A 15,692-nucleotide genomic window follows, 5' to 3' on the forward strand; every position below is an offset into this window, starting at 1 on the left:
ATATAAGAATTAAATTACGGTGCACGTTTGGGTAACAGCTTCACATACTCGTCAGACAGCTTCATCAAACTGAGCACGTGCTCATAATCAGAACGGTACGGCTCCAAATCCGTGACGGGTTCATACGTTTTTAACGAGTAGGCTGTTCCATCATCAAAGCCCGCACCCGGAATAAACATAATGTCATTATTCACAAATGAACCTGTCGGCAAGTAATACCGGATACCGAACGCATTGTTGTCCATGTTAAGCAGATCGTGTCCAAAGGCTGTAAATTTCTCTTCCTTCAAAGAGACACCCATCAGGTTCATCACCGTTGGCAGTATATCTAATTGACCACCAGGCTGTTCTATAACTTGACCTTTCGCCTGTTTTGGCGTGTGGATCAAGAGTGGGATATTGAAGCGGCTAACTTTACCGTCATAGGGCACGCCCAGATTGGTCTGGATCTGCTGAGTAATCTCATCGTTTGCCGGCAGTCCGAAATGGTCACCATATATAACGAGTGTTGTATTATCCCATAACCCGTTTGCCTTGAGTTCATTGATCAGTTGACCTACCGCATAATCCGTATAATTGATCGCTTGCAGGTAATCATGCAGCAGCGTATTGGTGATTGTGGCCGGGATCGTAATTCTCGCCCGGTCCGCAGGAACCGTAAACGGTGAGTGGCTGGAAGCTGTAATGAACTGAGCATAGAACGGCTGATTAGCAGCCTGATGCGCAGCCATTTTTTCCACACCTACACGATATAATTCCTCATCCGACGGTCCAAAATCATTAAACTTATCATTCTTGAAGCTGGGTTTGTCGAAGTACCGATTGAATCCAAGCGCCGGATACATTTTGTTCCGGTTCCAGAAGGTAACGTCATTGACGTGGAACGTTTCTGACTCATATCCTTCTTTATCAAGCAGTTTTGGAAGACTTGGCAGATCACGGTCACTATATCCTGCTGACATGGGTACAACTCCGGTTGGATAGATGGATGTGTTCGACATGAACTCAGCATCCGATGTATTTCCCTGTCCGATCTGTTGGAAAAAATGAGAGAAATAATAGCTTTCTTTGGCCAGATCATTCAGAACGGGGGTTAATACCTGACCGTCGAGAGAAGCATTTATCGGGAAGTTTTGAAATGACTCCAGTTGGAGGACAATCAGGTTACTTCCTTTAGCCTGACCAAAATATTTGGTTTTGATAGCCGTGCCCTGACTGAGCTTATCCTGATACGGATACTTGCTAACCAGTTGATTAATTTTGTCGATGGTTTCATTAATGTTGCCATTCGCAATGGCTTCATTCTCTTTGCTCGTCAGAATCGCCGATGATACCTGATAATTCAGGAAGCCGAGATTTTCGGCACGAACCAGTTCATTATCAATCGTTTCCCCTTTGACAATGAAGCTGCCTGACAGCACGATGCAAAATGCAGCCGTAAGGGCTACACCCAACTTGCCCCAATACCGTCTCCGGCTTCTGCCGAAATGGAGTCCACTGTCGCGATAGCTGTTGTTACGAGCTGAGGCACGACGACTGCGCAAGATAAACCATACGGGCAGTGCCAGTACGATATCCACAAAAAACAGGAAGTGCTCAGGTCTTACCAAAGGTCCGATACTGCCTCTCACTTGGGCGACTTGGCCCAGTTCGCTGAGTGCCGTATATGTGGGAACCGAACTGAAATGTACGTTATAGAGTGTCGCTGCGAACAATACCAGCGAGAACAACACATTAAAACCTGCGTACACTGAACGCTTCCAGGCTTTTGGCACGATCAGATCAAGGATACATACCACTGTCAGGGCCCCCAATGCGTCAGTAACGACGAAACCGATGCCGGACAGACCCTGGAAAAAGAAATACCGCAAAAGCGACAGCTTCAGCAGCATCAGAATAAACAACACGGCAAATAAGGTCCGTGATGAGGTCCGCTCATTTTTGGAATTAAACATGGTCGCTTTCAACCCTTATCTGAAATTTTTACGTTCCTTTTACAAAACGCATATTTTAGTATAACAGTTTTGGGGTTGGTATTCCATGAGGGGTGGCAGCAGACAAAAAAAGTTTAAGCAAACTCCTTCTTTTGAAATCTCTCGTTTCTACAAAGTTAAGCTGCTCTTGTTCATGTCCTCATACAGCTTACCCATAATAATTTCATCCACATATGTACCATTTACCAATAAAGACTTAGGCTTGATTCCTTCCTGTTTAAAACCAACCTTATGATATAAAGCTATCGCATTAAAATTATGGCTCATAACAGTCAGCTCAAGACGAGTAATGCCCGCAGTAGGTCTCCACTCTTCCATTGCTGATATTAGATTTTTGCCAATGCCTTGGCCGGTATGAGCCTGTCTTATTCCAATAACGATACTCGCCCGATGTCGGATACGTTCTGCTGTGCCTCCAATGACCGTAAGATGGCCGATGATCTTGCCCTGATGCTCCGCGATCCAGATTGAACTATTCGAAGTAGCGTCCAACTGATCTATAAAACGAGCCTGCCCGCCTAACGTGGTCTTGCGCTCGCCCGGATTATAGAGCATATAAGTACTTTCACGATCCAGTGCCCGATGTAGTTCCAGCAGACGAGCTGCATCTTCGGCACAGGCTTGGCGAATAATAACATCCCCGATTGGCTTCTCCCTCATTTGTAAAATCCACTGTACCGCAGCGTTAAAATCAGTAGCCAAAAAGTCTGCCTCCAGCGCCTCCCATCGGGTACGGTTCTGCTCAAGCGACTCTATGCCTGCTCCGGTCAACACCAATATGCATAAACAGCCAGCTGCACGCGCAGCAGTCATGTCAGACCACCGATCTCCAATAACAATGCATTGTTCAAGATTCAAATCATGTTCTAGTGCTGCCTGTTTGAGCATCGTTGGTTGTGGTTTACGGCATTCACATTGAGCCTCGGCAGGGTGAGGACATACATAGGTGTGCTCAATGCCAAAAAGCCTCATCTCCTGCTGAAAAGCTTTGATCGTTGACTTACCTTTTGTAATACCCGGTTGATTTGTGAATCCAAATAATCGGATACCCTGTCCAGATAGTTTCCGGATGGATTCTTCAACTCCATGATACAGCTCCAGTTCACCAGGGTATCGTATTTCATCTGTACCTCCAATGGTGCCATCCCGGTCGATAAAGATAGCCTGGATAGGGGGATTATCATAAGTAGTCATATTGGATGTCTCTCCTTATGCTTCATTGTGGACGAAAATGAATTCCGTTTTTATTTCAAATTAAAAAGAGGTAACGAATCCGCAAGGTGATCGTCATACGTTGACAGCAGACAAGTGAACACCATAAACAAGTTATGTCCACAAAAGCTTTTGCCTCTCTATCATTTCCGTATTATACCATCTGCCGATCCAATTACCTCATTAATCGCTTACCAGAAACATTACGCAATCGTCGATATATCGCCGTCCTGCCTGTTCACATTTGGGTCCTGCTTCTGAGCAAGGAGTGCTGCCTGAGCGGCAGCAATACGAGCAAGCGGTACCTGTTCTGGCAGACAGCTTACATAATCCAGACCAATACGGTGACAAAAAGCAATGGATGCCGGATCAGCTGCATTCTCACCACAGATGCCTGCTTTTAGATGAGGTTTCCGGATTCGGCCCTGAACGAGAGCCATCTCCACCAACTGCCCCACTCCGTCGATATCCAGTACCTGAAATGGATTGCTGGGCAGTGAGCGCTGTGGCTCAACAAAATGAAGGAATGGCTTCTCCGTATTGTGACGGCTGTAACCAAACGTCATCTGTGTCAGCTCATCGGTGCCAAACGAGAAGAAGTCCGCATGACGCGCAATAGGAGCTGCGGTCAGTGCCGCTCGAGGAACTTCAATCCGTGCCCCCACTCTGTAGAGACAGTGACGCTTCTCCTCTCCAAGCACCTGGTCCGCTACATGATCCACCAGATCTCTCATGACCTGAAGTTCATTGGCATGACCCACCAAAGGAATCATGATCTCAGGCCGTACCCACTGCCCTTGGCGAATGCCCTTCACGGCTGCACGAAAAATGGCTTCAAGCTGCATATCGTAGATTTCCGGGAACACGGTTCCCAGTCGACAGTCCTGCTGCCCTAGCAACGGATATTGTTCATGTAATTCCAGCACCCTGCGAATGACACGCTCAAGCTCCTGCACCTCAGTGCTGTTTTCCTCCAATGCACTGAGAGCCAACTGTTCACGTCGTTCGTTTAACCTTTCAATATCAGGCAGCAGCTCATGCAGCGGCGGATCAAGCAATCGAATGGTTACCGGATAACCATCCATCGCTTCGAAGAGTTGTTCAAAATCAGCCTGCTGCATCGGCAACAGACGTTCCAGTCCACGTTTGCGCTCAGCTTCGCTGTCTGCCAGAATCATTTTCTGTACAAAAGGAAATCTCGAAGCAGACAACAACAGTTGTTCTGTCCGACACAATCCAATGCCCTCAGCCCCTAACGTGCGGGCCTTCACGGCGTCCTTGGGATGATCCACATTCGAAAGTATTGTAAGCCCCTTCATTTCATCTGCCCATTCAAGTAGAAGCTGCAGCTCTGGTGATAAAGTTGGATAAAATTCCAGCAATTCTTTCAAATGCCAAGGCTGGATACGTAATATGGCATCCTCTTTGGTGATTACCCCTTCATCCACGAGATCTACAGTACTCCTCAGCGTCGCCTGTGAGGTTAACCTCGCTTCACTGATTTCCACAAGATACAGGGTCCCAGTATCCACAACAAATTGGACTTCCTGTACCTCTCTCGTGTGAGACTCCAGATAACCGCAAGCGTCCTGCAAAAGACCATACAGTTCAGACTCTTCACTCCGCAGTTGATCCAGTCCTTCATTCGAAGGCCGAGAAGCAGCAGTTGAAACGTAATCCCCTGTCATACCTCGTTCCCCTGTACCTGGATGACGAGAATATACCGTTCCGAACCCGCTGCGGTCACCACGCTCGCCATTGACCATCACCTGTATAAGAACAGCTGCTCCTTGAGTTTCATCGGAGAAAAGAGAAGGATTACGAAGAAGTTCTTGTTGGGAGTTGGACCGTATAACACGCTGTGATTCAGAAACTGCACGCATCACTTCTTTTAGTTGTAACTGAACATCTTGAGGGAAAGGATGACGTCCTTTCTCTTCTATTAAGCGTTTATATTCCGCGATGGCGAATTCTAACTTCGCTTCATCGAGTATCGAGATGTCTCCCCATTTTTCTTCAAATAGGGCATACGGAATGTCGTGCACCAGTTGACCATAATCCTGCAATAAAATTCGATAACAATTAAGGGCATACGGACGATCATTCGTTTGCCTTGCGAAACCCTCCACGGTCACATCATTCAGTCCTACATGAAGCAAAGCATGGGATGCTGTGCCACGGGGACACGTTTCACTTGACCGGACGGCAAGCAGCAGCGGTGCTGAGGAATCACCGAAGATTTTGCCGGAATGCTTCTCAAGATGCTGAATTGCGCTGCCAATCTCTTGGGCTCCTTCAGCTGAAAGATGTGCAAGACGGGTACAGAACGTGCGACAGCCTTCCTTTGTTACAATGAATCCGGCCGGAACGGGCCAACCTGCCTGGAGCAACGCCGCAAGTCCAGCCGCTTTACTACCCATCAGCCCTTTCATCTCTGCCGTACCTTCTTCCAATAGAACTACCCGTTTTGTCATTACAGCGCTCCCATCTGCCATTACATGGCTGTGCTTAAAAGGCAATTCAGTCACTCGAATTGTCCTTTATCTAATGGTATGTCGCAATACGGCAGTCAAGGACATTTGCTTCCTCTTTTTGTGCTTGAATTGAAGTTGTATGTTGGGCGCTCGTATATGGTAATATAAAGCTTGACTCAATCTAAAAAAGCTACATTCAAACGCATACCTGCTTCAACCATGATCAACTACGTATATAAGGAGTGTAAATCAATGTTTACTCAAGTCGGGCAAATTATGTTGTATGTAAACGATCAGGATAAGGCTCTTCAATTTTGGACGGAAAAAGCAGGTTTCCATATCGTTAACGAAGTCAATGGGAATGGCATGCGCTGGATCGAGATTGCCCCTGTGAAGGATGCTCAAACCACCATTATCCTGCACGACAAAGAATTCGTTGCCAAAATGTCCCCTGAATTAAACCTTGGCACACCATCTCTCATGCTTTTCACAGATAACTTGGATCAACTATACACTCACTTATCCAATAAACAAGTTACGGTTGGCGAGATTGTAACGATGCCTGGCGGAAGAGTATTCAACTTTGCAGATGACGAAAACAATTACTTTGCTGTTATGGAGAAAAATTAAATCTCCTGGATCACCTGAGTAATACCACATCAAAAAGCCCGTTCAGTAGTGAACAGGCTTTTTTCTATATATTTTGCTCATATGCAAACCTGCCTGCATACGTTGCTGTTTTCCCATGTTGTTGCGCAGTAATTCCACGTGATTTTTTGCATATTTATTTTTAAATGGATATACAACTCCACATATTACCCGTTTCTAACGTTAAAGATTTGAGTTAAATTACATACTATAGCGTTTTAAAGGAGGCTTCGATATGTGCGGAAGATTCACGATTACAGATCCAATCGAAGAAATTATGGACAGGTACTATGCTTCTATTGCTGAAGGATATGAGTACAAACCTAATTACAACGCTGCACCTATGCAATTCATCCCGACAATTATCGGTAGCAAAGACGGTAATCGATTGGGGGCGCTCCGATGGGGTTTAGTTCCTAATTGGGCCAAGGATGAAAAAATAGGAAATAAAATGATTAATGCCCGTGCAGAGACCCTCACAGAGAAACCTGCCTTTAAGCGCCTGATCAGTTCCAAGCGTTGTATTATCCCATGCTCGGGATTTTATGAATGGAAAAAGGATGGATCCGTAAAGCAACCCATGCGGATTTTAATGAAAGATGCCTCCATCTTCTCGCTTGCTGGTCTATACGATACTTGGATTGATCCAGAAGGTAACAAGCTTTCAACTTGCACTATCATTACTACGGAACCTAACAGTCTTATGGCGGACATCCACGATCGTATGCCAGTCATTCTCCGGCCGCAAGATGAAGCGGATTGGCTAAACAAGGAATCGGACAAGGAAAGCGTTCTGAGGCTTCTCAGCCCGCATGAGGCCGATGAAATGATAGCTTACAAGGTGGATTCTGCAGTAGGTAATGTGCGAAATAATAACGAGGAATTGATCAAAGAGGTCAGTTAAGAATAAAAAGGAGCAGCGAGGTTATCCCCTCTGCTCCTTTATGTAATGAATTAATAGAGATATATCATTAAGCTCTAAGGATTCCATATTCTCAGCCATGTCAACGATTGTATACGATTACTCAAGTATAATTCAATTGTGAGATTTAGCAGAGAATGTGATTTTCCTCGTGATTTTTTTAAATTAATTTAGTCCTCCCGTGTTGCCTAATTCATCCCAAATACTGCAGTATATCGTCGATTTTCTTTCCGTGGGAGATGACACCATAATTCATCCAGGTCATAAAATCCACCTCATATACATGACCGCTTATCACTGCAGGCAGCCGTCTCCACTCATCTCTTTCCAGGAGCTTCCGTTCCTCTCCGGGATAGGCAGAATCCATATTGTCAAATGTAATAAAGAGATGATCTGCTTCAAGCTGACTCAGCTGCTCAAGCCCAATACCGACTCTTCTACTTTGACTCGCCCATTGCTGTACACGGAAATGCGGGGTCAATCCGAGATCTTGATACAATACCGGTCCTACGTAACCATATTGGTTCCCGTAGAGTATAATTTCAGATGACGAAATACGTAAAAGAGCTACCGTTTGTCCCCGCGCATGACGTGCCAACTGTCCCTTGGCCTCAACGGCTTTATCCTCATAGGCACCTATTACATCCTGAACCCGATTTACTTTTCCCAATATATCTGCTGTCGATTTCAAAATGGAACGCCAATCCTCTCCCTCGTGCTCCATATAAAATGTCGGGGCTACTTGCTCAAACCGCTCCAGATTCCAGCGTTGGTATCCGTTGTTCAGCATAATAAATTCAGGTACATTCGTCTCATTAAACCCTATGTCCAGCTGAGTAACATCAAATTCAGGAACATCTTCCAACCCTAAATATTGCTGTCTTCCCCAAGAACGATGGGAAGTTTGCAGTATCGGTTTTATTCCAAGGGCAAGAACAAAGTCCTCCAGATATGGAGCAAACACACGCACCTCTTGACGGTGATGTCGCCGATATAATCCTGGTGAAACACCTGTATATTGCTTGAATCTGCGACCAAAATAATATTCGTTATTAAATCCCACATTCTGTGCAATATCATGCAAGCGATCATCGGTCATCTGTAACAGCAGTTTGGAATGCTCCAATCGTACAGCATTTACATAATCAAGCGGAAGCTTGCCTGTAATCTCCTTGAATTGTCGGGTATAACTGGATCTGGTAAGCCGGATCTCTGCTGCCAGATCGTCAACCGTTATGGGCTGATCATAGTGTTCGCGAATATAACGAATCGAGCTTTGAAGCCGTGCACGGTCATCCGGCGATTCAATCTCGGGATCATTTTGTCGAAGCAGCACACGGAACCACTCCTGAAAACGCAGTTGTATCTCCCATTGGTCCAACCAGTCTTGAGCAGTCAGCCCATGCAATATCTGTTCCAACGATTTCAGACAGGAACTCCATGGACTATAATTCAGTTCAATAAGAGGCAACCGATCTGGATCTGATATAAAGGCTGGCGGATCGTGTTGCATCGTTTCACCTGTTATACTCAACCTACTGGCCTTATCTTCTTTCACCTCAGCTACCATCAGCTCAATTCTATAATATTGCAGCTCACAGGAGCCTTCAATCACAATGGTACGTCCAGCTGGAACAAACATAATCATCCCTTTTTCCAGACGAGTGTCCCTATTGTCCAAAGAGTCTATTGAGCCTTGCCCACCCGTCACTACGAAAAGAGAGTGTGATGATGTCTTGTTATATGTCTGCCTGTTGGCGATATCGACTTGGTTATAATCCATGTATTTCATATGTTGAAGCAAGCATAACCAGGGCTTGGGAATCAGTTGTACAATCGTGGGACACATATTCATCTTCCTTAATTGAGAATTGTTATCATTTACAATAGTGTAAACGAAAAAAGAAAGCTCTTCAACCCTGAGGGAAGAACTTTCTTATGGAAAAGGGCTTATGGCGTCATTTTTTGCAAGAGATCATCAATCTTCATTGTGTTTGCCGTAATCGCACCTGATTGCCAATACGATCTTTCCATCATGTACACATGGTTGTTTTTGACTGCCGGGAGAGATTTCCACAACTTGCTATCCAGCACCTTCAAAGCTTCCTTGTTCTCTGGAGATGACCACTCTCCATTGGATGGAAATACAATAATATGATCCGCATCAAGCTCTGGAAAAGCCTCTTCGGAAAGAATTTCCTGATATTCTTCCATCTTGGCGACCAGAGGATGAGGTGTTAGACCAAGCTCCGAATAAAGAAATCCGGTAAATCGATTTTTCACACCGAACAATGCCAATGTATTATTGCTGATATTCAATCGGACAACCGCTACGGTCTCATCCCCAACGGCTTCCTGAAGTTTCACCTTAGCATCTGCAATCTTGGCCTCAAATGCCGCAACAACTTCTTTACCCTTGTCCGGTTTACCGACAACATCGGCAATAGTCGTCAAGATTTGATTGGAATCCTGCAAAATATCTTCAGGCAGACGATACGTCGGTGCCACCTTTGAATACATCTCATACTTCTCCATGTCCGCTCCACCATCCACAATGATGAGATCCGGATCATACTCCAACAAAGCCTCAATGCTACCTGTAGTATCGAATTGAGGCACATCCAGATCCAGATATTCCTGCACACCCCACATCGGATTATACCACTGTACTACAGGTGTGATATCGAGAGCCTTGAGATAATCTTCCACATAGATACCAGCAATCCGCTGCGGATGCACCGGGATCGTCACATCACCGAATTCATCCTGAACGACACGTGTCTCTGCTTCTTTTTCTGTTGTTTCAGATGTACTGCCATCCGAAACCGCTGTCTCAGATGCAGGAGCCTCTTCTGCTTTTGACTCAGAATTTGCACTACACCCCGATATAACTACCACTATGAGTAGCAGTATGATCGTCCACCCTTTGAAGCCTTTAATGAAGCTTACCATGATACCCTTCACCCCTATGTAATCTGTTGTTGTATCGGTGAGAACATGTTTTATAAATAATGATTATCATTCTCACTCAATGCTTAGATGAATTGTACCTTATGCTGTGTAAAACTCACAATACACATTCGCAGCTATTTTTTTATACAAACGAAAAGAATATACAACCGTCACCCCCGCTTAACGCAGGGGCAATGTACCTTGTTGATAACGTTCAAGTAATTGCATAACAAATGAATCCTGCATTTCGTCCTGTAACAGGGCAGCGCCAATCAATCCAATATCATCACTGACATATCCGGCCAGTTCAGGATCGCCCGCAAGAGCGATCGTTCGTTTGAAAGCCAGTTCCCTGCTTGCACGAAGCACTTCTTCTTCCACGACGTCAGACTGAGCAAACCGTTCAAATGCCTGCATCCACTCATCGGCAAATTCGGAAGCATCCCGTTGATCCAGATAGGCTTCCACATCCAGTCCTTCGAATGTCTGCTGACTAAGAAGCCGCCCCTCATTCATATCAGCCAGCAATTTATCCACATCCACTCTACTCATCCGGCTTCCCTCCTCCATTCGGTGCTGTTAAATACATCTCGGGAATCACAAAACGCTTCATCTCACGTTCCCCATCCGCAGTAAAATGATCCAATGCAAGAGCCTGATATTCATTCAGGACATGCTCAAAAATACGAGCAATCACACTACAATCAGCTAAGGCATTGTGCCTGTGAATTCCGTCTGTATTCAGGTCATAATACTGGATCAGGAAATCGGTAGAGATGACCTCGGAGATTTCAGGATGAATATATGTAAACATCGCTTTTGTATCCAACACCGGATTGGTAAACATCGGCAGCCCATTCATATCACAATGTCGTTTCAATATGGGCAAATCATACTCATAACCCGCCTGCGTTACTAACACCTTATCCCCGATGAATTCCAGAAAAGCCTGGTATGCTTCTGCAAATGAGGGAGCCTGGATCATATCCTCATTTGAAATACCCGTTAACTTCGAGACCGCTTCCGGAATCGGTTTAAAGGCACATGCAAGTGAAGTGAACGATGAATCTAATGATTCTCCTTTTTTGTAGTTCATTGCACCAAATTGGGTCACACTCTCCTCTGCCGGATTAATCCCTGTGCCCTCTAGATCAAATATGCAGTACATCCTATCTTGCAAGCGAGAGACTCTTAGCTCTTCAACAGTGTACGTATCCGGCATAAATGTAATCTTCATTTGGCTCTCCCCTTTTTCATCTATAGAACGCATATTTCAAAGGACTAAACCTGTTCTTCCCACAATCGTGTTACCTGAACCAACCTACCTTCACGATCAAACTCCAGCTTGTAGATGTCCGGCATCGTTGTATTTGCCCAGAAGTCATAACCGTAGGACGAATCAAAATAATTGAAAATCAACGTCATGATATCCCCATGGGTGCCAATCACTATTTTTTGTCCCGGATGCCTATCCAGAATTCGCTGTATAACAGCAATTGCCCGCGCCCCAGCGACTTCGCCGGATTCTCCACCTGAATAAGCGAATGCAGGATCATCATAGAGCCTTTGTTTGGCTTCCCGAAAATGTTCATGCTTCACTTCAGGACCTGACAGCTTACGCTCACGCAAATCCTCTTCGGTGACCACAATGCCACCTGACACTTCGGCCAACCCCTGAATCGTATCCACGGCCCGTCTATACGGGCTTGAATAAAACGATTGTATCTGCTCCCGGTGGAGCAGACCCGCGACGGTCGCCGCATCCCTTTTTCCTTGTTCCGTCAGACCACGCTCACGTTCCTGCCCTTCCATATATTCAGATTCCGCGTGCCTTACAAAATATAAAGCCGTGTTGGCTTCATTCGTCATCTGTCCGCCATTCCTTTCTTCTTTTCAATCACAATCAGGCAGGTGCTGTCTGGCAAAGGTGAAGGTTGACCCTGTTCATCCATAAATATAATTCGTTCTCCAAGCGCCTCCGTATATCCTTCTTGAAGAAAGTGTCTTAATGTAATAATCTCGGCTTGCTCACCCAGCGCTTCGCGAATACTTTGCTCATATGCCGATGGGGTAAATATGCCGAATTGTTCCTGAATCTCATGGACATATGCTTCTTCGCCCCATGTATAGGTGTACAGAAATTCCATCGCATCGTTGATATCCAGCACCGCTTCGTCCTCAGAGATTCGCTCGAATTCAATGCTGCGTCCCTGGAAATCCTGCGTATACCGCTCCAGCCATCGCATCCCATCCGGTTCAAGGAAACGAATTCGACGCTTCTGCGCTTCGGGTTCAGTCATGATGCCATCCCTGATCAGAATTCGGCCCCCGGGGGATAACACGTTAAATGAACTTCTTAGCGCAGCTACGACCGTATCCCTGTTAAATCTTCGTCCGTCACGTTCAATATACGAATACAGTTCATGCAGAATGGATGAAAAAATAACCGTATCCACCGTGCCTGGCTGCACGTATTGATCCAGTTGGAGAGCATCTCCCTTCAATACTTGCCAGCGATGTGCCTCCCGCTGCTTTTTGCGCTCCAACGCCTCAATAACATTCGCTGAAATATCAATGCCGATTGGTTCCATCTCAGGTCGTTCCTGCTCAATCAGATCGAGCAATATTCCACCGCCGGGACCGATATCGAGCACACGTTTGCCAACCATGTAATCCAGCAGTACTTTCTTGTAATCACCTGAGCTATTCATGTCGGCCAGATACGTCTCTTCATTATGGAACCGATCATACGCATCCCGACGGAGTCCAAATAGGTCAAATAACAACAGCACAGCCTTTTCGTATAACGGAGACTTTTCTGCTTCAATACAAAATGCAATTAGCTTCTCGGCCGCCGGGGAAAATTCAAATGTCACAAAAACCGTATCCCGCAAATCCGGGTGCCGCTCAATCCGATGTGTCAGATGGGGGTAAGTAATCGTCTCACCTGCTTCAATCTGCTCCCACGAATATTGCTCCAAATACTTTTCAATCATTCGTTTCTTGTAAACATTCAGTTTCTTGACACCTTTATGATCGTAATACATCGTGTTCATTAATGGTTCGAAGCTGATATGCCTTACCATATCCCCTTGTTGCTCCTGCGAAGTCGAGTTCAAGCCCACTCCTTCTTCTTCGGTTACTCTGCCTATGCCTGTGCTGTTCATCGTCAAATCATCTACAGATAACACCATAGCTTCACTGTGCAGCGTCAAAAGGAAGATCTTAACCATCTCCTGCAACGAAAAATCATGCATCGCTGACTCCACATACCATAAGGTCCGATGAGCAAGAGGAGCGAGAAGTCTCTCGATCTCAAGCTTGGCTTGAAGTTTGGCATATGCTTCATCCATCGCTTCTCCCTGACGTATAGATGAGCTCCGTAAGCGTGACAGCCGCTCCTTCACATTCCAGTCTGTATGATCCGGCTCTGTAATGATCCAACCTACGATACGCTGCACTTCAGCCTGAACTTGATTCCACAACGTTGGATCAACACCAGCAATGATACATTCATTTAATGCGATCAGGATGGCCTGCAATTCATCTGCGGTCAGCCACCCTTGCGTTATGAACGAGTGCAGTGGGGCATTTTCGGCAAATGGGATTTCTCCTCTTATGTACTGACCAATAAGTCCGTGTGTGGCAATAAGGGTACGAATGATCTCATGCCGAGGTGTGGGTGAACCATATGCAGTTTGCGCAATTTGTGTATTACCGCTTGGATCATCATTTGATAAATCACGTGAGGATTCTGATCGAGATGAATGTTCCTCCTCACGATGGCCTTGCTTGCCATGCAAATGTCCAACACTTCCATACATGTCATATAGCTGTGCTGAACCGACATTGTGCACGAACAGGTTAACCCCCTGTTTCTGCCATTTTCGCCGCTGTTTCGGTGATCCTGCCTTTGCCGTTTCCGACCAGACCAACACATCCTCCAGAATTTCTCGCATCCAAAAAGAAACCTGAAGTTGCTCCAGCACCAGGAGTGTACGTTCTACGTAATCCAGTACCGGATTCGTGTCTTCCAGTTCAGCTATAGAATGAATGCGTTCCAGGTTAATATTCGGCTGCTCTGCCGCTGCCAGCAGCTGTAGCCACAGTGGCTGCTCCCCCTCCGGGAGATGGCCTGACTTGTAAGATTGTATGGCCTTTAATGCGTTCAGCATGAATTTCTTCACCTCGTTATCCTTGTTAGTTACACTAAATATGTCATTTCAGCAGACGAATACGATCCTGCACAAGCTTGATTAACTGATCCGCTTCCACTGCAGGTAACCTCTCGTCTAGACGTGCAGCCGCGACAGGCAAAATCCAGGCATCCAGCTCCTGGCGAGATATCCCGGAAATCTGGATGTAATGTTGGATATAATGATCCAGCATTACATTGCGAGCCAATTCAAATCCCTTATGAACAGCCGGGTCTGTATCCTCCGGCAACGTGCCGCTCATTAATATTACCCAGCTTCGTGCCACATCACCCGCTGGATCACCCGACATGCCTGTCATCCAGTCTATAACCCAATATTGATCTCTCATTTCATTTAACATGACATTATCGGGATGAAAGTCGCCATGACAAATTTGCTTTCGCTCCGGAAGCGACGACATATAATTGATAACCTGCACCTTATCTTCTTCCGACAATAGAGAGGTATTGCGAATGGCCCCAGTAAGAATCTGCTTATGTGTGGGGAGTGCTCCTTCATCATCCTGTTGGGCGTGAAGGCTATGATGACAGACTGCCATTTGACGCGATAGTTCTTCGATCAACACGGGCTCCTGAATCATGAGGGATAACATCGTGTTGCCTTCAATCCGTTCAAATATAATCCCTTTACGCGATTCATCATCCATATACAATCTTGCCTGTGGCACAGGTAGGCCCTTTTGGAATACTGCCTCGGTAATTCGAAACTCATTCTGAACAGCTTCGGCTGGAAAATCCGCATGGTATAATTTCATAATCTGATTTGATGGGTACTCATAGATCTCAGCCGTTCTTCCTTGCCCAATCCGTCTCATTCTTCATTCCTCCTGATATGAACGCTTGATTCATTCAGCCTATTGATGTTCACCCACAGCTATCATACATTCATTTCCCTGAATGCCAATCGTCCGGTGGCTGTCTTGCATGTTGGTGATTTGTTCCTGGCCCAATTGGCTTCGTTTATATATGATGGCATGAAAAGATGCATCATTCTTTCTTCCATTTTGGATCCTTTTCTTCATTATATCCCCCTGCGTCGTAACAGCAAATACATCATATATAATAGAAACAGAATCAGCTTACAAGGAAATAAATTTCAATAATATTTTGTGTTCGTCGGTTAGCAGCATGCGTATCGTGGAACTTGCCTTCACTTTTCTTCAAGACAGCCATAGCAAAAAAAACGGCCCTGGAGAACAACACAACGTGTTCTTCCAGGAGCCGTTTCTTTCTTTTAAATCATTCTTACGATTCATTTCTTATCTCAACTCAAA

At 45.5% G+C, this 15,692-nt stretch carries 13 protein-coding genes; 2 read left to right on the plus strand and 11 right to left on the minus strand.

The genetic code is table 11. From position 1 onward, the window contains the following. Positions 1–14: 14 nt before the first annotated feature. The 3 genes from HP548_RS06715 to HP548_RS06725 form a co-directional block, all read right to left on the minus strand. On the minus strand, positions 15–1,955 hold the full coding sequence (locus HP548_RS06715) for an LTA synthase family protein (RefSeq protein WP_175381230.1): 1,941 nt from the start codon (positions 1,953–1,955) through the stop codon (positions 15–17). 147 nt (positions 1,956–2,102) lie between these two features. Further along, the gene (locus tag HP548_RS33905) at positions 2,103–3,188 is read right to left on the minus strand and encodes an HAD-IIIA family hydrolase (RefSeq protein ID WP_175381231.1); all 1,086 of its coding nucleotides are present in this window, start codon (positions 3,186–3,188) and stop codon (positions 2,103–2,105) included. Positions 3,189–3,409: 221 nt separating this feature from the next. Further along, the gene (locus HP548_RS06725) at positions 3,410–5,680 is read right to left on the minus strand and encodes a putative PEP-binding protein (RefSeq protein ID WP_175381232.1); all 2,271 of its coding nucleotides are present in this window, start codon (positions 5,678–5,680) and stop codon (positions 3,410–3,412) included. 252 nt (positions 5,681–5,932) lie between these two features. Between HP548_RS06725 and HP548_RS06730 the strand changes: the two genes are divergently transcribed. Both HP548_RS06730 and HP548_RS06735 read left to right on the plus strand, forming a co-directional pair. Beyond that, positions 5,933–6,310, plus strand: coding sequence for a VOC family protein (locus HP548_RS06730; RefSeq protein WP_053779906.1), 378 nt, complete (start codon positions 5,933–5,935; stop codon positions 6,308–6,310). A gap of 253 nt (positions 6,311–6,563) precedes the next feature. After that, positions 6,564–7,232, plus strand: a complete 669-nt coding sequence (locus tag HP548_RS06735) for an SOS response-associated peptidase (protein ID WP_175381233.1) — start codon at positions 6,564–6,566, stop codon at positions 7,230–7,232. A gap of 211 nt (positions 7,233–7,443) precedes the next feature. Here the strand turns inward: HP548_RS06735 and HP548_RS06740 are convergent, their stop codons facing one another. The 8 genes from HP548_RS06740 to HP548_RS06775 form a co-directional block, all read right to left on the minus strand. Then, positions 7,444–9,033 (minus strand): AraC family transcriptional regulator, encoded by a 1,590-nt coding sequence (locus tag HP548_RS06740; protein WP_175381234.1) that lies wholly within the window; start codon positions 9,031–9,033, stop codon positions 7,444–7,446. Between the two features lie 167 nt (positions 9,034–9,200). Continuing rightward, a complete protein-coding gene (locus HP548_RS06745; protein WP_175381235.1) occupies positions 9,201–10,202 on the minus strand; it encodes an ABC transporter substrate-binding protein in 1,002 nt (333 codons plus the stop codon). Between the two features lie 180 nt (positions 10,203–10,382). Continuing rightward, entirely contained in the window at positions 10,383–10,754 is a 372-nt protein-coding gene (locus HP548_RS06750; RefSeq protein WP_175381236.1) for a hypothetical protein, read from the minus strand. Further along, a complete protein-coding gene (locus HP548_RS06755) occupies positions 10,747–11,439 on the minus strand; it encodes a 3'-5' exonuclease (protein ID WP_175381237.1) in 693 nt (230 codons plus the stop codon). The genes HP548_RS06750 and HP548_RS06755 overlap by 8 nt, the downstream gene beginning before the upstream one ends. Positions 11,440–11,483: 44 nt before the next feature. Further along, positions 11,484–12,071 (minus strand): histidine phosphatase family protein, encoded by a 588-nt coding sequence (locus tag HP548_RS06760; protein ID WP_175381238.1) that lies wholly within the window; start codon positions 12,069–12,071, stop codon positions 11,484–11,486. After that, positions 12,068–14,377: a class I SAM-dependent methyltransferase gene (locus HP548_RS06765; protein ID WP_175381239.1), complete on the minus strand. Its 2,310-nt coding sequence runs from the start codon at positions 14,375–14,377 to the stop codon at positions 12,068–12,070. Before HP548_RS06765 ends, HP548_RS06760 begins: the two co-directional genes overlap by 4 nt. A gap of 43 nt (positions 14,378–14,420) precedes the next feature. After that, the gene (locus HP548_RS06770; RefSeq protein WP_175381240.1) at positions 14,421–15,233 is read right to left on the minus strand and encodes a phosphotransferase family protein; all 813 of its coding nucleotides are present in this window, start codon (positions 15,231–15,233) and stop codon (positions 14,421–14,423) included. Positions 15,234–15,272: 39 nt separating this feature from the next. Further along, positions 15,273–15,440: a hypothetical protein gene (locus HP548_RS06775; RefSeq protein ID WP_163753275.1), complete on the minus strand. Its 168-nt coding sequence runs from the start codon at positions 15,438–15,440 to the stop codon at positions 15,273–15,275. Positions 15,441–15,692: the final 252 nt, after the last annotated feature.

Origin of the sequence: Paenibacillus taichungensis (assembly GCF_013359905.1) — a bacterium.
GTDB lineage: Bacteria > Bacillota > Bacilli > Paenibacillales > Paenibacillaceae > Paenibacillus > Paenibacillus taichungensis.